Genomic DNA, 19,777 nt, shown 5'->3' with positions numbered 1-19,777 from the left:
TTGATCATGTGCCACGATCGAGGGAACGACTCTCATCCCAGGGACGGCGGGAGCAGCGATGTCCGAGCATGATCGGCGACCGAGGAAGGAGCGCGACATGACTGCCGTGCCGCATGAACCGCTCACGCAGGAGGACGACGTCCTGCTGGAGGGCTTCCTGGCGCTGGACACGCCCGAGGGCTTCCGCGCGGAGCTGATCGAGGGGGAGATCGTTGTGACACCGCCGCCGGACGGGGACCACGAGGACTACATCGACGTGGTCGCCCACCAGATCATCAGGCGATCACGAACGGACATGCAGTTCTCCGGTAACAGGGGCCTCAGGCTGAGGAGCGCCCCGGACTGCACCAGGAACCATGTCATCCCCGATGCCACCTTTGCTCCGAGAGAGCTGCGACCCTTCCGCGGGGCCGAGCCCTGAATGCCGAGCGACGGGGTGACCATGGTCGTCGAGGTGACCTCGACGCGTCCGCGCGCCGACCGGGAGGCCAAGCGCCGCTGCTACGCGTGGGCCGGGATTCCTCTGTATCTCCTCGTGGACCGCGACGCGTCGTCCGTGACCTTGGTCTCCGACCCGGAGAACGGCGACTACCGCCAGCTGTGCACCCTGCCGTTCGGCAAACCGCTCGCCCTCCCGGAGCCGTTCGGCTTCGAGCTGGAGACGTCCGACCTCCTCTGAAACGCCGGGTAGCATGGCCACCACGGCAGACGAGCCGGGCGGGCGGCCGCGTGGAGATCCTCACGGATCTTCCCGAGGAACGTCCGGGCTCCACAGGGCAGGGTGGTGGCTAACGGCCACCCGGGGTGACCCGCGGGACAGTGCCACAGAAAACAGACCGCCGGGGACCTCGGTCCTCGGTAAGGGTGAAACGGTGGTGTAAGAGACCACCAGCGCCTGAGGTGACTCAGGCGGCTAGGTAAACCCCACCCGGAGCAAGGTCAAGAGGGAGCGCCACGGTGCTCCTGCGCGGACGTTCGAGGGCTGCCCGCCCGAGTCCGCGGGTAGACCGCACGAGACCGGTGGCAACGCCGGTCCTAGATGGATGGCCGTCGCCCCGACGACCGCGAGGTCCCGGGGCACAGAACCCGGCGTACAGCCCGACTCGTCTGCCCCACCCCACCATCGTGGGCTCCCACGTCTCGTGGCTCCCACCACGGCGGGCTCCGCAACGAAATCCGCAGAGTGACCGGCCGGTAGCTCTAGATCACCGGAGCCACGTTCGGCTAGCGTCGGCACCGCGTCGCCACACCCAGGGCACAAGGCCCTGCTGGGACTAGCGGCGCGGGGGACCAACCTACGTTGACGACAGCCATCTCAGGCATTTTCACCGTCCGTCCGTATACGCCTCACTGCCAGGTCATCCACGACGAAGGCGACCACGCAGTCATCGGCATCTCGTCCGGCAACAGCTACTTCACCCATGAGCGAGTCGCCGGGCTCGCCGCATGGGGACTCGACCACTTCCGGCAGGTCGATCTGATCTGGACCGACATGCACGTCGGCGAGATGTTCGAAGCCTTCGGGTACTCGCAGGTCGAAGCGCAACGCAAAGCCGTGAAGAACCTGCGCGGCGTACGCGCGAAGGTCACCGCGGCCGTGGCAGGCCTCGATCCCGAAGGCGGGCGGTTGCGCGGCCGCCCCATGTCGGCCCTGCTGGAGCTGCCCGCGTACCAGCGCATCCGCTCCCGGCTCGACACCCTCATGACCGAGGATCCGGAGTTCCGCGACGTGTGCGACCAGCTCGCCGCCAGGTTCCTCGCCGACAAGCTGAACGGGCAGCCGCCCAACGACCGGCAGCGCGCGGTCTGCATCAAGTACGTATGCGCCGAGGTGCCGTTGTTCCTGGACACCCCGGCCGTCCTCGGCGTCCCGTCCTCGCTCAACTGCTACCACCAGGCTTTGCCGCTGGCCGAGCTGCTGTACGCACGCGGCTGGGGGCTGCGCGCCTCACGCAACCAGGGCCACGCCGTGATCACCCCCGCCGAAGAACAGGACCCCGCCGCATGACCCTCACCACCGGCCCCACCGCCGACCGGCTCACCGGGTTCCCGTTCGACGCCCGGGGCGACAGACTGCCCGAAGAGATCGCCCACCTCCTCAGCGAGGAGCCGGTCAAGAAGGTGCGCACCATAGCCGGGGCGGAAGCCTGGCTGGTCTCGTCCTACCGCCTGTGCAGGCGCGTACTCGACGATCCGCGGTTCTCCCTCAAGGACACGTCCGCACCGGGAGCGCCGCGTCAGTACGCGTTGACCATCCCTCCCGAGGTGGTCAACAACATGGGCAACATCACCGGGGCCGGGCTGCGCAAGGCCGTGATGAAGGCGCTGAACCCGAAGGCGCCCGGCCTCGAGGACTGGCTCACCGCCCACGCCCGGCGACTTGTCGACGACCTCGTCTCCGAGGGAGTGCCGGCAGACCTGCGCCGGGACTTCACCGTTCCGTACAGCACGGGACTGCACTGCCACATGCTCGGCATCCCCCAGACGGACGGTCCCGGCCTGTACCGGTCGCTGCACGTCGCGTTCATGAACAGCCCCCGGGCAATCCCCGCAGCGGGCATCAACTGGGACCGCGACATGGGGCACATGGTCGACCGTCTCAACGACCCGGCGACGACCGGCCTCATGGGCGAACTCGCCGCGCTGCGCGACGACCCCGACTATGCGCACCTCACCGACGAGATGCTGGCCACCGTCGGCGTCACCATGTTCGGCGCGGGCGTCATCAGTGTCATGGGCTTCCTGACCATGGGCATCGTGTCCCTCATCCAGCACCCGGAGCTCAAGGCACAGTTGGTCGCCGACCCGGCACTGATCCCCGCCGCCGTGGACGAGCTGCTGCGCATCAACCTGTCGATCGCCGACGGCCTGCCCCGCATCGCCACCGAGACCATGCAACTCGGCGACGTCGAGGTGCAGAAGGGGGACCTGGTCCTGGTCCTGGTCGAGGCCGCCAACCACGACCCGGAAGAGTTCGCCGACCCGCACACCGTGCGCCTGGACCGGCCGAACCCGAACGCGCATCTGTCGTTCGGCGGGGGACAGCACTACTGCCCGGCGACCGCCCTCGGCAAGCGGCACGCACAGATCGCCATCGAGGTGCTGCTCGACCGCATGCCCGGCCTCGACCTCGCCGTGCCGATCGAGCAACTGGTGTGGCGGACCGGCTTCATGAAGCGGATTCCGGAGCGGTTGCCCGTCCTGTGGTGAGCGACACCCGCTGACCCGTGACCCGTGACGCGTAAGCGACTGCGGCCTCCGTGCGGTTCCGCACGGAGGCCGCAGCCACGACCGGCCTCGGGTGCGGCCCGGCTCGTCCGCCCGTCGTCCTGCCCGAGGGCCCCCTCGGGCCGTGCGGCAGACTGGGCCGGTGAACAGGCCCCGCGGATTACAGATGTTCGCCGTCGCGTCCCTCGTGGTCGCCGGGGCGGGACTCGGCGCGACGGAGTACCTCGGCGCGACCGCGCCCGCCGTGACACCGCCGTCCCCGTACTCGGCCCCCAAGTCGCCGCCGGACTGCAGCGTCCCGGAGAACGATCCCGTCTCCTGCGTTCTCACCAACGGGTGTCCGACGTACGCGACCGGTCCGCAAGCCCGGCCCGGTCCGTCCCACCCGCCGCCGCGCCCCGAGCCCACCCCGGGGCGGTCCGGCTTCCACGGACCCGACCAGGGCCCCTCCTCCGTGGCCCAACCGGCCGCGGTTGTCTGCGATGTGGCCGTGGCGGCGGAGGACTGAAGCCCGTTCCGCAGGCGGCTACGTCGAACACCGGCGTGAGGGAAGCCAAGGGGCCCGCGACAGCACGTCGCGGGCCCTCGGCACGCAGGTCAGGCGCTCACGGTGACCGGGTCGGACGGGCTGTCGGCCGTCCGCTCCCCGTACTCCGGCGCGCGCATCGCGCGAAGCTTCGCCGTGCACCAGATCCCGATCGCCGAGATCGCCATCAGCAGGGCGGCGGCGGGCCAGTAGTGGCCGCCGGCCAGCGCGGTGAGCGAGACCGCGGCCAGCGGGGCGAAGCCGCCGAAGACCATGTTGCAGAGCTGGTAGGAGAGCGAGATGCCGGTGTAGCGGACGCGCGGCGCGAAGCCTTCGGCGAGGATCGCCGCGATCGGGCCGTACAGCGCGGACATCACGAACCGCATCGCCACCATCGCGGTGTAGATGAGGAACACGCTCCCCGTCCCCATCACCAGGAACTGCGGCACGGACAGGATCACGACACCGATCAGTCCGGCGATGACGACCTTGTGCGCCCCGACGCGGTCGCCCAGCCAGGACAGGCCCGGCGTGACGGCCAGTTCGACGAACGCGGCGAGTGTCAGCCCGTTGAGCAGCATGGACTCCGAGAGCTGCAGTTCGCCCGTGCCGTAGGTCAGCAGATAGCTGGTGACGACGTAGTAGCCGCCGGTGGCCGTGGCCAGGGCGAAGACGCCGACCAGCACGGTCCGCCAGGAGGTCTGGAACACCTCCACGACCGGCAGCTTGTCCTGCTCCGTGCGCTCGGCCCGGATCTCGTCCATGACCGGGGCCTCCTCCAGCTTCAGCCGGATGACGAGACCGATGATCACGAGCACCGCGGAGGCCAGGAACGGCACCCGCCAGCCCCAGCTGTCGAACGCCTCGTCACCCCACAGGCTCATCAGGGAGAACGCGCCGGTCGACAGCAGCGCGCCCACGGAGGAGCCGAGTTGGGCGAAGGAGCCGAAGAACGTGGCCCGGCCCTTCGGGGCGTTCTCCACGGCGACCAGCACCGCGCCGCCCCACTCGCCGCCGATCGCGATGCCCTGGATCAGGCGCAGCGTGATCAGCAGTGCCGGGGCGAGCGCGCCGACCTGGGCGTACGTGGGCAGCAGTCCGATGGCGAAGGACGCGATGCCCATCATCAGCAGCGTGATGACGAGGGTCTTCTTGCGGCCGACCCGGTCGCCTATGTGACCGAAGACGATTCCGCCGAGCGGACGGAGCAGGAAGCCCACGGCGAACGTGCCGAACGCGGACAGGGTCCGCAGCAGCGGCGGCATGTCGGCCGGGAAGAACACGTCGTCGAAGACGATCGCCGCGGCGGTGGCGAAGGCGTAGAAGTCGTACCACTCGATGGATGTGCCGACGAGGGCGGCGAATGCCGCTCTCAGCGGATTCTGCTGGTTCGCCTGCTGTGCTGGCTGGGACACGGGGGCCTCCGGCGGGGAGCGGGGAGAGGGAGCGGGGAGGTGCAGGGGGACGGGGGTGCGGGGGAGGGGAGGGAGCGAGGGGCTAGCGGCCGGGCGCGGCCCATGCGCGGGTGCCGCCGATCCAGGTCTCGCGTACGCCGATCGAGGTGAGCGAGGACGGCTCGGCGAGCAGCGGATCGGAGTCCAGGACCACGAAGTCGGCGAGCATGCCCGGCGCGAGGGCGCCCACGGCCCGCTCCCTGTGCAGTGCGCGGGCGGCCGACGCGGTGTGGGCGTGCAGGCCGTCCGCCACCGGCAGGCGCAGCGACGGGTCGCCGAGCATGGTGCCGAGCACGGTCCGCCGAGTCGCTGCCGCGGACACGGCCTCCAGCGGGGCGGGCGGCGCGACCGGCGCGTCGGAGGACAGGACGACGGGGACGCCGGCGGGCAGGCAGGGCCCGGCCGGGTTGTAGCGGTGGCCGAGGTCGCCGACCGCGGTCAGCGTGCCGTCGCCGGTGCGCAGATGGTGCTGCGGCTGCATCACCGGGACGACGCCGAGCGAACCCATACGTGCGATCTGTTCGTCGGTGGGCAGTCCGCAGTGTTCGATGCGGTGCCGCATGTCCGCGCGCGGGACGTCGGCCTGCGCCTTCTCGACGGCGTCGAGCACCATGCCGATCGCGAAGGGCGACTGCGCGTGGGTCGCGGTCTGCAGCCCGGCCCGGTGCGCGCGGCGGACGATCTCCGCGTACTCCTCGGCCGAGTGGTACAGCTGCCCGTGGTGGCAGCAGTCGGCGGCGTACCCCTCGGGGAAGTACGCGGTCCAGCCGCCGAGGGTGCCGTCCGCATAGAACTTCACGCCCTGCACACGGAAGAAGTCGTCGCCGAAGCCGTGGACCACACCGAGGTCGAGGGCGGTGTCCAGCAGGGCGGAGGTGAGGTACGCCGAGACGCGCATCCTCAGTGCGCCGCTGTCGCGCGCCCGTAGATACGTCTCCATCTCGCGGCGCGACGCCTGGGCGTCGCCGACCGTGGTCACACCTGCGGCGAGGAACGTCTCCTGGGCGCGCAGCAGATGGTCGGCCATGACGGCGTCCGGCTCGGACAGATGGAAGTTGGGCCCGTGGTTGCCGATCTTCACACCGCCCGGCCCGGTGAGCCGGTCGCAGGCCGCGTCCCACAGCTGCCCGTCCGGCTCTCCCGACGCGAAGCGGCCGATGGAGCCTCCCTCGGGGTCCGGGGTGCCCGCGGTGATGCCGCAGGCGCGCAGGGTGTGGGAGTTGACGACGCCGCCGTGGCCGGAGGCGTTCATGACGTACACCTCGCGGTCGGTGGCGATCCGGTCGAGGTCGTGGCAGCTGGGGTGGCGGCGCTCGGCGAGCCGGCGGTGCTCGTAGCCGAAGCCGCGTACGGGGACGCCGGCGGGCAGTTCGTGGGCCGCCTCGGTGAGGACGGCGACGAGGGTGTCGATGTCGGGGACGTGCTCGGGGCGGCAGTCGACCCAGGCCAGTGCCTGTCCGTACATCACCGGGTGGCAGTGGGCGTCGACGAAGCCGGGGTGGACGAGGCCGCCGTCGAGTTCGAGCGACTCGTCCACCCGGCCGCCGAGCGCCGCGCGCGCGTCCTCGGCGGTGCCGACGTGCACGATCCGGTCGCCGCGTACGGCGAGGGCCTGCGCACGTGCGGTGGTTCCTGCTGCGGCCACGTCGGCGCCGGTCACCAGCAGGGTGCGCTCGGCGGGGGCGGCGGCGAGGGGGTGGTGCATGGGGTCCTGCTTTCGGCCGGGGATGCGCCGGGGTCGACGGGCGACGCGCAACGGCGGATTCGTTCGTCAGGACGATAGGTAACGAACGACAAGTTGGCCAGAGGTTGGCAAGAATTACTCTTCGGAAGTTATTGATGGCTCTACTTACGAATCGTCTGTGAGGGGGTGTCGTGCCCGTCGTCCCGTCGGATCACGGGGCCGGCGTGCCCAGGTCGTAGCGCTCCTTGACCAGCTCCAGGTGCACCCAGCTCTCCACCCCGCGCACCCCCTCGCAGCCCCGCATGTCGTCGAGCGTCGCGCGTACCGCGCCGAGCGACTCCGCGGTGATCGTGCCGACGAGCTCCGCGCGGCCGGCGCAGGCCGAAAGGAACGACACGCGGTCCCAGCCCGCGAGCGTGGCGGCCACCGGCTCGCGCGCGCCGGAGAGATGCACCGCGAAGCCGCAGAGGAAGCCGAGGCCCAGCACCTCGGGCCGCACCAGTGCCAGCACCTTCACCACGCCGCCCTCCAGGAGGCGCAGCGTGCGCGACCGGGTGGCGCCCGGGGACAGGCCGACCCGCTCGGCGAGTTCGGCGAAGGGCAGCCTGCCGTCCCGCTCCAGCTCGTCCAGGATCCGCAGGTCCGTGTCGTCCAGCTCCTCGACACCCGGGATGTCCGCGAGGAGATACGGATCCTTCAGCTGTCGGACGCTGATCAGCGGATCCACGACCGAGACGCCGGGCAGCGACCGCACCTGCTCGATCGCCCGGTCCAGCGCGTCGAACCCATCCGTGCGCAGCTCCGCCATGACGGCGCGCTGCCCGGCGGTGAGCGTGACGAACGGCGCCTGGGGCATCGCCGCGATCCCCCGCGCCACCTGCTCCGCCGGTCCGTGCGTGTCGATCGACAGATGCGCGGACGCCGTCAGTCCGCGCACCACCGGGTGGACGACGGCGACGACCCGTACCGCCCCGGAGTCCAGCAGCCGCTGCGCACGGGCCCGGGTCGCCGGGCGCGACAGACCCACGCGCTGCGCCAACGTCTCGTAGGTGAGGCGGCCGTCGGTCTGCAGTTCGCGGACGACGGCCAGGTCGATGCGGTCCAGATCCACCTGGGCTGATCCCCTCGGTTCGGCGGCCCGGGTCGCGTGCGGCGCCCGGGTCCGCTGACATTCTCGGTCACCCGCTCGATGCGGCCACCCCGATGGTGACGGGCATCACGGGCGTACGGCTCGGCTATGAGTGGACAAATCTGCAAGACGAATCGTAAGTTCACATCACTGTCTACCGACGAATCATCTGCGGAGGGTCGTATGGGCCAGCCCGTCGCCGTCTTCACGGACACCGAGGACCTCGACCCCGGACCCGGAGTACGGCTGCTCACCGATGCCGGCTTCGACGTACGTATCGCCGACAGCCGCGACCCCGACGTCATCGCGGCGCTCGCCGCCGACGCCGTCGCGCTGATCGTCGGTTACGCGCGCGTCGACGCCGCGCTGCTCGACCGGCTCCCGGCCCTGCGGATCATCGCAACCATGTCCGCCGGATACGACATGATCGACACCGCCGAGGCCCGGCGCCGCGGACTGTGGGTCGCCAATCTCCCGGACGCGGCCACCGAGGACGTCGCCGTCCACGCCCTGGCCGCCACGCTCTCCCTCGTACGCCGCCTCCCGCAGGCCGACGCCGTCGTCAGGTCCGGTGGATGGAACGAGGAGTTCACCGCGGCCGAACTCCCCCGCAGGGCGAGTGAACTGACCCTCGGCCTCGTCGGACTCGGCCGTATCGCCCGTCACTTCGCCACCCTCGCCGCCCCGGTCTTCGGCCGCATCGCGGCGTACGATCCGCACGCCGGCGCCGGGACGTGGCCCTCCGGCATCGAACGTCACCACGACCTCGGCGCCCTCGCCGCGGCCTCGGACGTCCTCTCCCTGCACGTGCCCCTCACCCCGGCCACCCACGGCCTGGCGGACGGCGGCCTGCTCGCCCGCATGCGGCCCGGCAGCTTCCTCGTCAACGTCTCCCGCGGCGAACTCGTCGACGTCCCCGCCCTGCTGGACGCCCTCGGCGCCGGCCGGCTCACCGGGGCCGCCCTCGACGTGTTCCCCGTCGAGCCGCCGCCCGCGGACGACCCGCTGCGCGGCCACCCCCGCATCCAACTGTCCCCGCACAGCGCCTTCCTGACCGACACCTCCCGCCGCGCCTACGTGTGCGGGCCCGCCGAGAACGTCATCGCCTGGCAGCAGACAGGGCGCCCGACCACCCCTGTCGTCGACCCGTCCGCGTCCGCCGCGGCATCCGCCGAAGGAGCCACCGCATGACCACCGAACTCCTGACCACGACCGCCGAGGAACTGCGGCTGCGCCGCGAACTCGCCGCCGTCTACCGGCTCGTCGCGCACTTCCGGATGACCGACCTGATCTTCACGCACATCTCGCTGCGGCTGCCCGGCCCCGACCATCACTTCCTCATCAACCCCTACGGGCTGCTCTTCGAGGAGATCACCGCGTCCAACCTGGTCAAGATCGACCTGGACGGCAACCCGGTCGAGCCCACCCCCTACCCGGTCAACCCGGCCGGCTTCGTCATCCACAGCGCCATCCACGCCGCCCGCGCCGATGCGCACTGCGTCCTGCACACCCACACCAAGGCGGGCTGCGCGGTCGCCGCCCAGCAGGGCGGGCTGCTGCCGCTGAACCAGATGTCGATGGAGTTCCACAACCGCGTCGGCTACCACGACTACGAGGGCGTCGCCCTCAACCTCGACGAGCAGCAGCGGCTCGTTGCGGACATCGGCGGCCACCCCGCGCTGATCCTGCGCAACCACGGCCTGCTCACGGTCGGCGAGAGCGCGGCCCAGGCATTCCTGCGCATGTACTACCTGGAGAAGGCGTGCGAGATCCAGGTCACCGCCCAGGCGGGCGGCGTACCCCTGGTCGTCCCGCCCGCCGAGGTGTGCGAGTACACCGCGCAGCAGCTCGCCGGTGAGGCGTCCGCCGACTTCCAGGACGACGACGCCTACGACCTGGCGTGGGCGGCCATGCTGCGGCTCCTGGACCGCATCGCACCCGACTACAAGGACTGAGGGGCACACCCCCGGGTGGCCGAAGCCGACGGGTGGGACGCCGCGGTCCGGTGTAGGGATGAACCGGATGAACCCGACCCACCCCACCGGCCGAGGAGAGCCCCCGTCATGGCCATCGCCGTCAGCAAACTCACCGACCCCGCCGTCCGCGCCTTCGTCGTCGCCGTCAACGCGCACGACCGTGAGGGCTTCCGGGCTGCCCTCGCGCCCGGCGCGACCATGTCCGACGACGGGAGCGACCGCGACATCGACGACTGGACCGAACGGGAGATCTTCTCGTCCAACGGTCACCTGGACGTCGAGAAGCAGACCTCCGACGGGCTCGGCCTCGTCGCCGGCTACCGCAACGACACCTGGGGCGAGATGCGCACCCAGTGGCGGTTCACGGTCGAGGACGGGAAGATCGGGCGGTTCGAGACCGGCCAGGCGTGAGCCGCGCCGGTCGGCGCCCCAGCGTGCGGCGCATGGACGAGACAACGAGCAGAACCCTGGGAGACACCAGCGGCATCGAGGCCGGCGCCCTCGGCTTCGGCTGCTGGGCCATCGGCGGCGCATGGCAGGACCCGGACGGCAACCCGCTGGGCTGGGGCGCGGTCGACGACGACGAGTCCGTGGCCGCGGTCCGCCGGGCGCTCGACCTCGGCGTGACGTTCTTCGACACCGCCGACTGCTACGGCGCCGGGCACAGCGAGCGCGTGCTCGGCCGGGCCCTCGCAGGCCGCCGCGACGAGGTCGTCATCGCCACCAAGTGGGGCAACCTCTTCGACGAGACCACCCGCACCCTGACCGGTCAGGACACCGACCCGGCGTATGTGCGGCGCGCTCTGACCGCCTCACTGCGGCGGCTCGGCACCGACCACGTCGACCTCTACCAGCTGCACTTGTCCGATGCCTCCCCCGAGACCGGTGCCGAACTGCGCGACGCCTGCGAGGAGCTGGTGCGCGAAGGACTCGTCCGCGCGTACGGCTGGAGCACCGACGACCCGCAGCGTGCCGCGGTGTTCGCCGAAGGCGCGCACTGCGCGGCCGTGCAGCACTGCCTCAACGTCCTCGAGGACGCCCCGGACATGCTGGCACTGTGCGAGGAGCGCGGGCTGGCGTCCGTCAACCGCAGCCCGCTCGCCATGGGCCTGCTCACCGGCGCGTACGGCAGCCGGGCCGGAGACATCCGGGCGACGCCGCCGCAGTGGCTGCGGTGGTTCGACGAGGGCGGCGCACCCGCGCCCGAGTGGTCTGCGCGGGTGGACGCCGTCCGCGACCTGCTGACATCGGGCGGCCGCAGTCTCACCCAGGGCGCGCTGGCCTGGCTGTGGGCACGCAGCCCCCGCACCGTTCCGATCCCCGGCTTCCGTACGGTCGCCCAGGCGGAGGAGAACGCCCGGGCACGGGAGTTCGGCCCCCTCACGCCGGAGGTGACGGCCGAACTGGACGTGGTCCTGGAGCGCGCGACGGTCACCTGACCCCCCGGCGGCTCGGGCCGTGCGCCCCCAAGGCCGGTGCGTCAGCCCCGCCCGATGAACGGCATGTTCGTCGCCAGCACCGTCGCGAACTGCACGTTCGCCTCCAGCGGCAGCTCCGCCATGTGCCGTACGGTCCGCGCCACGTCACCCGCGTCCATCACCGGTTCCGGCGCCAGCTCGCCGTTCGCCTGGAGGACGCCGGACTGCATGGCGCGGGTCATGTCGGTGGCCGCGTTGCCGATGTCGATCTGGCCGCAGGCGATCGCGTACGGCCGGCCGTCCAGCGACAGCGACTTCGTCAGGCCGGTCAGCGCATGCTTCGTCGCCGTGTACGGCGCCGAGTTCGGGCGGGGTACATGGGCGGAGATGGAACCGTTGTTGATGATGCGGCCTCCCTGCGGATCCTGCTCCTTCATCTGGCGGAACGCCGCCTGCGCGCACAGGAACGCGCCCGTCAGATTCACGTCGACCACCTTGCGCCACGCCTCGTACGGCAGATCCTCGAAACGGATGCCGCCGGGGCCGAACGTGCCCGCGTTGTTGAACAGCAGGTCCACCCGGCCGTAGCGCTCGCGCACCGCCGCGAACAGCGCCGCCACCGCGGCCGGGTCGGTCACATCCGTCGGCACGCACAGCACGTCGGCGTCCGGGCCGGCCAGCTCCGCCGTCTCCTCCAGGGCGGCGCCGCGGCGGCCGGCCAGCGCGACGGACCAGGCCGGGCCCGCCTCCGAACCGGCAACCGCCTTCTGCGACTTCCGTGCCAACTCCAGAGCGACGCTCCGGCCGATGCCCGAACCCGCTCCCGTGACCACCGCGATCCTCGCTGCTGCGTTCATGGACGCGCAGCGTACGCGCATGTGCCGTGCACGGAACTCATCCGACCGCCATGCGGATGTTGTGTCCCCGCCAACGCTGATTCGTCGCCGGCCACTCCAATGCGACTGACAACAGCCGTAAGGGGAGGGCCATATGACACCCGCTTCGCACCGGACCCACGCACCCGAGCTGAGAGCCGCGGCCGCGCACCACCTCGGCCGCCGCTCCTTCCTCACCGTCACATCCGCCGCGGCCGCGCTCGCCTTCACCGTCGGCATGCCCGGCACCGCGCACGCCGCCGAGGCCGACGGCCGGAAGATCACCACCGACCCCTTCACCCTGGGCGTCGCCTCCGGAGACCCCCAGCCCTCGTCCGTCGTGCTGTGGACGCGCCTCGCGCCCAGCCCGTACGAGCCCGGCAACGGTCTGCCGAAGGCCCGGATACAGGTGCGCTGGGAGCTCGCGCACGACGCCCGCTTCACCCGGATCGCCAAGCGCGGCAGCACCACCGCGCACCCCGAGCTGAACCACAGCGTCCATGTGGAGGCCACCGGCCTCGACGCCGACCGCGTCTACTACTACCGCTTCCGCACCGGCAATTGGATCAGCCCGGCGGGCCGCACCCGCACCGCGCCCCTGCGCGGCGCCAGGATCGGCGAGCTCAAGCTGGCCGCCGTCTCCTGCCAGGCCTACCACGACGGCTACTTCACCGCGTACAAGCACCTCGCCGCCGAGGACCTCGACGTCGTCTTCCACCTCGGCGACTACCTGTACGAGTACGCCGTCACCGCCGTCGGCGGCGCCCGCAACTACACCGACCGCCGGCTGCCCGCCCACTACAACCGCGAGACGGTCACCCTCGAGGACTACCGGCTGCGGTACGGGCTCTACAAGTCGGACCCCGACCTGATGGCCGCGCACGCCGCGCACCCCTTCGTCGTCACCTGGGACGACCACGAGACCGAGAACAACTACGCGGACGAGACACCCGAGAACGACGTGCCGCCGGAGGAGTTCCTGCTGCGCAGGGCCGCCGCGTACCGCGCGTACTGGGAGAACCAGCCGCTGCGCAGGCCCCAGCAGCCGACCGGCCCGGACATGACGCTCTACCGCCGGCTGCACTTCGGACGCCTCGCCCAGTTCGACGTCCTCGACACCCGCCAGTACCGCTCGGACCAGGCGTACGGCGACACGGCGCACATCCCCGGACCCGAGTCCGAGGACCCGAGCCGCACCATGGTCGGCGCCACGCAGGAACGCTGGCTCATCGACGGCTGGCGCGCCTCGAAGGCCCGGTGGAACGTCGTGCCGCAGCAGGTCAACTTCTCGCAGCGCAGGCTGGACCTCAACGAGGTCGCCAAGGTCAGCATGGACGCCTGGGACGGCTACCCGGCCTCCCGCGACCGCATCCTCGACGGCGCCGCATCGGCCGGCGTCGAGAACCTGATGGTCCTCACCGGTGACGTGCATGTCGCCTACGCGTACGACATCAAGCGCGACTACGACACGCCCGGTGCGAAGGCCGTCGGCACCGAGATCGTGGCCACGTCGATCTCCAGCGGCAAGGACGGCGCGGACAAGCCGGCCAGCTGGGACACCTACACGCGGGCCAACCCGCACATGCGGTTCTACAACGGGCGGCGCGGCTATGTGAAGGTCACCCTCGGCGAGGAGCAGGCCCGTGCCGACTTCCGGTCGATGGACTTCGTCACGACCCCCGGCGGGACGGTCACCACGTCCGCCTCGTTCGTGACCGAGGCCGGCAACCCGGGGCTGCAGCAGGTCTGACCGTCACCGGCCGGGCGCCGGCCGGGCGCCCGGCCGATGTGACGAAGTACCGTGCCGGTGGATTCGATCAAGCGGGCGAACTGAGAGCATGGCTGGTTGAATCCCAGAACGGAGTTGTCGATGCCGGACAACGGTCAGAGCACACCAGGACCCGTACCCCAAACCGATCCGACTCCCGTTCCCGGGCCGCGCACGGCTGTCGCAGCGGGCCGCAGGGCCGGACTGCTCGTCACCCTCGTGCTCGGCGGCCTCACCGCGCTGCCACCGCTGTCCATGGACATGTACCTCCCGGCGCTGCCCAAGGTCACCGACGACCTGCAAGCGCCCGCCGCAACCGTCCAGCTCACCCTGACCGCCTGTCTCGCGGGCATGGCGCTCGGACAGCTCGTCGTGGGCCCCATGAGCGACAGATGGGGACGCAGGCGCCCGCTGCTCGTCGGCATGGCCGTCTACGTCCTCGCCACCGCGATCTGCGCTCTCGCACCCACCATCGAACTCCTCATCGCTTTCCGGCTGCTGCAGGGCCTCGCCGGCGCCGCGGGCATCGTCATCGCCCGCGCCATGGTCCGCGACCTGTACGACGGCATCGAGATGGCCCGGTTCTTCTCCACCCTGATGCTCATCTCCGGGGCGGCGCCGATCATCGCGCCCGTGATCGGCGGCCAGGTGCTGCGGCTGACCGACTGGCGCGGCATCTTCGTCGTGCTCACCGCCGTCGGACTCCTCCTCACCTTCGTCGTAGTGAAGTGGCTGGACGAGACGCTGCCGGTCGAGCGCCGGCACGGCGGAGGTGTCGGCGAGGCGCTGCGTACGATGCGCGGACTGCTCGCCGACCGGGTATTCACCGGTTACATGCTGGCCGGCGGGCTCTCCTTCGCCGCCCTCTTCGCGTACATCTCGGCGTCCCCGTTCGTCGTGCAGGAGATCTACGGGGCGTCACCGCAGACGTTCAGCCTCCTCTTCGGGCTCAACGCGGTCGGCCTGATGGCGGTCGGCCAGATCAACGGCAAGCTGCTGGTCGGCCGGGTCAGGCTCGACAAGGTGCTCGGCATCGGCCTCACCATGATGACCCTCGCGGGGACGGCACTGCTGCTGATGACGACGGGCGTCTTCGGTGACGTGGGCCTGGTCCCGATCGCGGCGGGCCTGTTCGTGCTGGCGTCGTCGCTCGGCCTCGCCTCGCCCAACACCAACGCGCTGGCGCTGATGCGCACACCGCACGCGGCCGGCTCGGCGTCCGCCCTCATCGGCACCGCGTCGTTCCTCATCGGCGCCGTGGCGTCCCCGTTGGTCGGCATCGCGGGCGAGGCGACGGCGGTCCCGATGGCCGTCGTGCAGGTGGCCTGCGCCCTGGCGGCGGTGGCGTGCTTCCTCGGGATGTGCCGCCCCTGGCAGCGGGAGGAGTCCGGCGCGTCGGCGGTCTGAGACGCCCCACGTGCCAGGGCGTGTTTCGAAAGTCCCGCCTGGCCCGCCACGCCTGGAGCCGCGCCCCGGCGTCAGCCGCGGCGGGGGCGGCCCAGCAGATGGCGGCGGTCCTGCGGATCCGTCCAGCTGAACAGGCCCATGTCCGACACCTCCGTCTCCGGCAGGGTCGCACCCGGGGGCAGCGGCTCCGGTTCGCCGGTTGCCAGATCGAGCGCGAGCGGGGCACCCGTCCCCTCGACCGCACCCGTCGTGCCGTACGCGACCCCGGTGTCCGACACCGTCGTCAGGGTCAGCGACATCGACCCGTCCTCCCGCTCGAAACAGTGGCCCCTGCCGAGCGTCAGATCGAACGCCGTGTTCCCGGCGACGAGATGACCGCCCGCCGGTGAACGGACCGCCTGCGGGAACTCACCCGGTTCGATCTCCGGCTTGTGACAGCGCACCGCGGCCAACGCCCGGCCGGTCGTCGCTTCGTGCACCGCCCAGATGTCGTGCGTCGCGGAGTCCTCGCCGCCCTTCGCGACCCGCCACCGCGCCAGCACATAGCCCTCGACGACCGACGTGGGGACCCCGCTGCCGCGGTCGGCGCCCCGGGGGGCCACGTCGCGGCTCGCCCAGCCGCCCCGCACCCAGAAACCGGGATCGCCGCTCACCAGCAGGCCCTTGTCGGTCACCCCGCGGACCTCGGTCAGCCGCCGGCAGCCGGCGCAGCCCTTCGGGGCGCGCACGTCGTTCTCCGCCACGGTGGTGATCCCGCCCGACAGCGGGTCGACGACCGCGTTCGCCGTGCCGCCGTCGGTGATCAGGACACCGGGGCCGGTGCCGGACACCGAGGGCACCGCGGGCCAGGGGACCGCGACACGGCGGCGTGCGCCGTCCCCGGCCGCGTACACGTCGAGCACGACGGCCGTGCCGTCGGCCGCCGCCGTGCCGGTGCCCCGCCTTCCGAACGACCAGACGACGAAGAACTCCAGGCCGTCCTTGGCCACGGTCAGCAGCTGCGGCCGGCTGCCGGGGGAGCCCGACGGGGACCAGGGCGGGCCCGCCCAGCCGCGCCTGCCCGTCGCCGCGTCCAGGGTGCGCAGGCGGAAGCGGTCGCCGCCGGCCCGCTCCAGGTGGCCGACCACCCCGCTGTCCCGTGCGACGGCGTACTCGCCGACGACACCGGACACCTCCCAGCCGCGGCCGCCGTCGTACGCCGCGGGAAGCGTGATCCGGGTCGACGCCGTCGGGGCCGGCCGTGCCGAAGCGGACGTGTCGTCCCCGCGGGAGCCCTTGCCGCCGGCCCCGGACGTGTCCTTGCCGCCGCACATCGACAGCAGGAGCAGCAGGGCGAGCGTGACCACACCGGTGACCAGCGCAAGGCGCACCACGCGCTGTCCCATGGTTCCCCCCGTGAGCCGTGCTGCGTCACTGTGCGTGTGCGGCAAGGGCCGCCAGCGTAGCAACAGCCCCCCGGCCCGGGGCAGTTCGGGCAACGGGCGGGGAGGGCGCTCACGGTGCTCGTTCCCGTGCTCGTTCCCGTGCGCGCCGCAGGACCTAGAATTTCCCGGTGAACGCCACCGCCCCCACCGCCGAGACCCTGCGGACCACCCTCGCGGGACTGCTGGACGGGCTGCCGCCCACCCAGGCCGCGCAAGCCGTCGACCGGCTGATCGCCAGCTACCGGGGCACCACCCCCACGGACGCCCCCGTGCTGCGGAACCGCTCCGACGTGGTCGCCTACGCCGCGTACCGGATGCCCGCGACCTTCGAGGCCGTGCGGTCCGCGCTGTCCGCCCTGCGCGCCGCCGCACCGGGCTGGACCCCTGCCGCGCACACCGACATCGGCGGGGGCACCGGCGCGGCGAGCTGGGCGGTCGCCGACGCATGGGACGGCCGGGCACCGGAGACCAGCGTTCTCGACTGGGCCGAGCCCGCGCTTGCGCTCGGCCGCGAACTTGCCCTCGCCTCGCAGGTGCCGTCCCTGCGCGCCGCGACGTGGCAACGCTCTCGTATCAGCGCATCGCTCCGTATCGAGAGCACCGATCTCGTGACGGTGTCGTACGTGCTCAAGGAGCTGACCCCGGCCGACCGTGTCGCCGTCGTCGCCGAGGCCGCCCGTGCCGCGCAGGCCGTCGTGATCGTCGAGCCCGGCACCCCCGACGGCTACGAGCGGATCATCGAGGCCCGTGACGCGCTGATCGCGGCCGGCCTGACGATCGCCGCGCCCTGCCCGCACAGCGCCCGCTGCCCCATCGAGCCCGGCTCCGACTGGTGCCACTTCGCGGCCCGGGTCTCCCGTTCCTCCCTGCACCGCCAGATCAAGGGCGGCTCGTTGGCGTACGAGGACGAGAAGTTCAGCTACGTCGCGGCCGTGCGTTTCCCGGCCGACCCGTCCGCCGCCCGGGTGACCCGCAAGCCCCAGATCCGCAAGGGCCTCGTCCTGCTCGACCTGTGCACCGACGCGCAGGAGCTGCGCCGCGAGACGGTCACCAAGCGGCACGGCGCGCTCTACCGGGAGGCGCGTGACGCGTCGTGGGGCGACGCCTGGCCGCCCCACGACGGTGACGCCCACGACGGTGACGCCCACGACGGTGAAGCGCCTTCGACCTGACTCAGGGGCGCAACTCCTGCGTGCAGCACTTCACGCTGCCGCCGCCCTTCAGCAGTTCGCCCAGGTCCATCCCGATCGGCTCGAACCCGCGGGCGCGCAACGGACCGAACAGGCCGACCGCCTCCTGCGGGAGCAGCACATGGAGCCCGTCGCTCACCGCGTTCAGACCGAACACCGCGGCGTCCGCCTCGCCGGCGATCAGCGCGTCCGGGAACAGCCGGGCGAGGACCGCCCTGCTGCCCGGAGTGAAAGCGTCCGGCCAGTACATGATCTCGTCGGCCGCGTCGTCGAGGACGCTCAGCGCGGTGTCCAGGTGGTAGTGACGCGCGTCGACGAGCTCCAGACCGACGACGGGGCGGCCGAAGAACTCCTGTGCCTCGCAGTGCGCGAGCGGACTGGACCGGAAGCCGCGTCCGGCGAGCACGAAGGACGCGGTGACGGCGAAGTCGCCCTCGCCCTCGTTGACGTGCTCGGGTTCGAGGACCTCGGTGTAGCCGTTGCCCCGGAACCAGTCCACGTGGTGGCCCGCCTCCGCGGTCCGCTCGGGATGGGCGAAGCGGGCGCCGAGCACACGTCCGTCGACGACGGTGGCCCCGTTCGCCGCGTAGACCATGTCCGGCAGGCCCGGCCGGGCCTCCAGCAGGTCGACGCGGTGGCCGAGCGAGCGGTACCGGTCGCGCAGGGCCTCCCACTGGAGCTGGGCGAGCGGCAGGTCCACCGGCTTGGTGGGATCCATCCACGGGTTGATGGAGTACGAGACCTCGAAGTGCTCAGGTGGGCACATCAGGTATCGGCGGGGCGAAGCGTCACGAGGCAATGCGGGCTCCTCACGGCGGCCGGGTGCGCACGGTTGTGCGTGGAGCCATGGTGCGGCCTGCGGGGCGTGCCTGCTGCCAGCCGAAGGAGTGGTTCACCGACCCGCCCCGGAACCGCCTCCGCCGCGCCTGCGGCCGTACATCCCGCGGCACCCGGCCCTGTCCCCCGGGACACGTGCTAGGCGAGACGTCTCGTCTCCATGCTTGGTAGATTCGATGCCATGACCGAGGCCAAGGCACCCGACTCCTCCCGCCGCAGCGAACGCTCCCGCCGCGCGATCTACGAAGCCGCACTCGCCCTCGTCGGCGAGGTGGGATACGGCAGGACCACCATCGAGGGCATCGCCGCCCGCGCCGGAGTCGGCAAGCAGACCATCTACCGCTGGTGGCCGTCCAAGGCGGCCGTCCTGCTGGAGGCATTCCTCGACCTCGCCGAACAGGCCGCGGAGGCGGTCGGGCCGGGGGAGTACGAGATCCCCGACACCGGCGACCTCGAGGCCGACCTGCGGTTCGTCCTGCGCGCCACCGTCGACGAGATGAACAGCCCCGCGTACGACGCCCCCGCCCGTGCACTCGCCGCCGAGGGTGTGGTCGACGCGGAGGTCGGCGCCCAGTTCGTCGAGAAGCTGCTCGAACCCCAGCTCCAGCTGTACGTCATCCGCCTGCGCGCCGCCCAGGACGCGGGCCAGGTGCGGGCCGGGATCGACCTGCGCATCGCGCTGGAGCTGTTCACCGGCCCCCTCGCGCACCGGTGGCTGCTGCGCACCCTGCCCCTGACCCACGACTACGCGGACGCGATCGTCGACTACGCCGTCAACGGTCTCGCGCCCCGCTCCTGAAGCGCCCGCACCGGCACGGGGCACACCACGACGAGCACTGCGCCCGGACCCTGCTCCGGCGC

17 protein-coding genes, 1 other RNA gene and 1 pseudogene are annotated in these 19,777 nt (G+C 71.7%); 13 read left to right on the top strand and 6 right to left on the bottom strand.

Going from position 1 to position 19,777, the window contains the following annotated elements; genetic code table 11:
• Positions 1-97 precede the first annotated feature (97 nt).
• The 5 genes and pseudogenes from AC067Z_RS02550 (at position 98) to AC067Z_RS02530 (ending at position 3,736) form a co-directional block, all read left to right on the top strand.
• A pseudogene (locus AC067Z_RS02550) lies at positions 98-679 on the top strand (Uma2 family endonuclease).
• Between the two features lie 30 nt (positions 680-709).
• Positions 710-1,110: RNase P RNA component class A (rnpB, locus tag AC067Z_RS02545), an RNA gene on the top strand.
• 190 nt (positions 1,111-1,300) lie between these two features.
• Positions 1,301-2,008, top strand: a complete 708-nt coding sequence (locus AC067Z_RS02540; protein WP_478787553.1) for a cyclodityrosine synthase — start codon at positions 1,301-1,303, stop codon at positions 2,006-2,008.
• Entirely contained in the window at positions 2,005-3,210 is a 1,206-nt protein-coding gene (locus tag AC067Z_RS02535; protein WP_478787552.1) for a cytochrome P450, read from the top strand. The genes AC067Z_RS02540 and AC067Z_RS02535 overlap by 4 nt, the downstream gene beginning before the upstream one ends.
• A 184-nt stretch (positions 3,211-3,394) precedes the next feature.
• Positions 3,395-3,736 carry a hypothetical protein gene (locus AC067Z_RS02530; protein ID WP_478787551.1) on the top strand — a complete coding sequence of 114 codons (342 nt, stop codon included), beginning with the start codon at positions 3,395-3,397 and terminating at the stop codon, positions 3,734-3,736.
• An 89-nt stretch (positions 3,737-3,825) separates the two neighbouring features.
• Here AC067Z_RS02530 and AC067Z_RS02525 read toward each other — a convergent pair whose 3' ends face one another.
• The 3 genes from AC067Z_RS02525 to AC067Z_RS02515 all read right to left on the bottom strand — a co-directional run bounded on the left by AC067Z_RS02525 (position 3,826) and on the right by AC067Z_RS02515 (position 8,003).
• Positions 3,826-5,169: an MFS transporter gene (locus AC067Z_RS02525; RefSeq protein ID WP_478787550.1), complete on the bottom strand. Its 1,344-nt coding sequence runs from the start codon at positions 5,167-5,169 to the stop codon at positions 3,826-3,828.
• Between the two features lie 82 nt (positions 5,170-5,251).
• On the bottom strand, positions 5,252-6,913 hold the full coding sequence (locus AC067Z_RS02520) for an amidohydrolase (RefSeq protein WP_478787549.1): 1,662 nt from the start codon (positions 6,911-6,913) through the stop codon (positions 5,252-5,254).
• Between the two features lie 190 nt (positions 6,914-7,103).
• Positions 7,104-8,003, bottom strand: a complete 900-nt coding sequence (locus tag AC067Z_RS02515; RefSeq protein WP_478787548.1) for an Lrp/AsnC family transcriptional regulator — start codon at positions 8,001-8,003, stop codon at positions 7,104-7,106.
• A gap of 201 nt (positions 8,004-8,204) precedes the next feature.
• Between AC067Z_RS02515 and AC067Z_RS02510 the strand changes: the two genes are divergently transcribed.
• From AC067Z_RS02510 to AC067Z_RS02495, 4 genes are all read left to right on the top strand, one after another.
• Positions 8,205-9,212, top strand: coding sequence for a C-terminal binding protein (locus AC067Z_RS02510; RefSeq protein WP_478787547.1), 1,008 nt, complete (start codon positions 8,205-8,207; stop codon positions 9,210-9,212).
• A complete protein-coding gene (locus AC067Z_RS02505) occupies positions 9,209-9,976 on the top strand; it encodes a class II aldolase/adducin family protein (protein ID WP_478787546.1) in 768 nt (255 codons plus the stop codon). The genes AC067Z_RS02510 and AC067Z_RS02505 overlap by 4 nt, the downstream gene beginning before the upstream one ends.
• A gap of 108 nt (positions 9,977-10,084) precedes the next feature.
• Positions 10,085-10,408, top strand: a complete 324-nt coding sequence (locus AC067Z_RS02500) for a nuclear transport factor 2 family protein (RefSeq protein ID WP_478787545.1) — start codon at positions 10,085-10,087, stop codon at positions 10,406-10,408.
• Positions 10,409-10,440: 32 nt separating this feature from the next.
• Entirely contained in the window at positions 10,441-11,436 is a 996-nt protein-coding gene (locus tag AC067Z_RS02495) for an aldo/keto reductase (RefSeq protein WP_478787544.1), read from the top strand.
• Positions 11,437-11,477: 41 nt separating this feature from the next.
• Here the strand turns inward: AC067Z_RS02495 and AC067Z_RS02490 are convergent, their stop codons facing one another.
• Complete coding sequence (locus AC067Z_RS02490) at positions 11,478-12,272, bottom strand: SDR family oxidoreductase (RefSeq protein ID WP_478787543.1); 795 nt, start codon at positions 12,270-12,272, stop codon at positions 11,478-11,480.
• Positions 12,273-12,405: 133 nt separating this feature from the next.
• On the opposite strand from AC067Z_RS02490, the gene AC067Z_RS02485 reads away from it, so the two are divergent.
• Both AC067Z_RS02485 and AC067Z_RS02480 read left to right on the top strand, forming a co-directional pair.
• Positions 12,406-14,040 (top strand): alkaline phosphatase D family protein, encoded by a 1,635-nt coding sequence (locus tag AC067Z_RS02485; RefSeq protein WP_478787542.1) that lies wholly within the window; start codon positions 12,406-12,408, stop codon positions 14,038-14,040.
• Between the two features lie 120 nt (positions 14,041-14,160).
• Positions 14,161-15,465 (top strand): Bcr/CflA family multidrug efflux MFS transporter, encoded by a 1,305-nt coding sequence (locus tag AC067Z_RS02480; RefSeq protein ID WP_478787541.1) that lies wholly within the window; start codon positions 14,161-14,163, stop codon positions 15,463-15,465.
• 71 nt (positions 15,466-15,536) lie between these two features.
• On the opposite strand, the gene AC067Z_RS02475 is transcribed toward AC067Z_RS02480, so the two are convergent.
• Positions 15,537-16,850, bottom strand: coding sequence for a hypothetical protein (locus tag AC067Z_RS02475; protein ID WP_478787540.1), 1,314 nt, complete (start codon positions 16,848-16,850; stop codon positions 15,537-15,539).
• A 167-nt stretch (positions 16,851-17,017) separates the two neighbouring features.
• On the opposite strand from AC067Z_RS02475, the gene AC067Z_RS02470 reads away from it, so the two are divergent.
• Positions 17,018-18,061 (top strand): small ribosomal subunit Rsm22 family protein, encoded by a 1,044-nt coding sequence (locus tag AC067Z_RS02470; RefSeq protein ID WP_478787539.1) that lies wholly within the window; start codon positions 17,018-17,020, stop codon positions 18,059-18,061.
• Position 18,062: 1 nt separating this feature from the next.
• Here the strand turns inward: AC067Z_RS02470 and ddaH are convergent, their stop codons facing one another.
• On the bottom strand, positions 18,063-18,878 hold the full coding sequence (ddaH, locus tag AC067Z_RS02465) for a dimethylargininase (protein ID WP_478787538.1): 816 nt from the start codon (positions 18,876-18,878) through the stop codon (positions 18,063-18,065).
• Between the two features lie 219 nt (positions 18,879-19,097).
• On the opposite strand from ddaH, the gene AC067Z_RS02460 reads away from it, so the two are divergent.
• A complete protein-coding gene (locus AC067Z_RS02460; protein ID WP_478787537.1) occupies positions 19,098-19,715 on the top strand; it encodes a TetR/AcrR family transcriptional regulator in 618 nt (205 codons plus the stop codon).
• Positions 19,716-19,777 lie beyond the last annotated feature (62 nt).

Source organism: Streptomyces sp. NPDC043812 (assembly GCF_056436245.1).
The sequence above is the reverse complement of the archived record's forward strand: the minus strand, read 5'-3'. Positions and strand labels throughout refer to the sequence as shown.

Bases quoted from the DNA above. Each gene is read 5' to 3' on its own strand.
- AC067Z_RS02535 (WP_478787552.1), top strand. From the start codon at position 2,005: ATGACCCTCACCACCGGCCCCACCGCCGACCGGCTCACCGGGTTCCCG.
- AC067Z_RS02480 (WP_478787541.1), top strand. From the start codon at position 14,161: ATGCCGGACAACGGTCAGAGCACACCAGGACCCGTACCCCAAACCGAT.
- AC067Z_RS02460 (WP_478787537.1), top strand. From the start codon at position 19,098: ATGACCGAGGCCAAGGCACCCGACTCCTCCCGCCGCAGCGAACGCTCC.
- AC067Z_RS02490 (WP_478787543.1), bottom strand. From the start codon at position 12,272: ATGAACGCAGCAGCGAGGATCGCGGTGGTCACGGGAGCGGGTTCGGGC.
- AC067Z_RS02495 (WP_478787544.1), top strand. From the start codon at position 10,441: ATGGACGAGACAACGAGCAGAACCCTGGGAGACACCAGCGGCATCGAG.
- AC067Z_RS02510 (WP_478787547.1), top strand. From the start codon at position 8,205: ATGGGCCAGCCCGTCGCCGTCTTCACGGACACCGAGGACCTCGACCCC.
- AC067Z_RS02475 (WP_478787540.1), bottom strand. From the start codon at position 16,850: ATGGGACAGCGCGTGGTGCGCCTTGCGCTGGTCACCGGTGTGGTCACG.
- AC067Z_RS02505 (WP_478787546.1), top strand. From the start codon at position 9,209: ATGACCACCGAACTCCTGACCACGACCGCCGAGGAACTGCGGCTGCGC.
- AC067Z_RS02520 (WP_478787549.1), bottom strand. From the start codon at position 6,913: ATGCACCACCCCCTCGCCGCCGCCCCCGCCGAGCGCACCCTGCTGGTG.
- AC067Z_RS02500 (WP_478787545.1), top strand. From the start codon at position 10,085: ATGGCCATCGCCGTCAGCAAACTCACCGACCCCGCCGTCCGCGCCTTC.
- AC067Z_RS02530 (WP_478787551.1), top strand. From the start codon at position 3,395: ATGTTCGCCGTCGCGTCCCTCGTGGTCGCCGGGGCGGGACTCGGCGCG.
- AC067Z_RS02485 (WP_478787542.1), top strand. From the start codon at position 12,406: ATGACACCCGCTTCGCACCGGACCCACGCACCCGAGCTGAGAGCCGCG.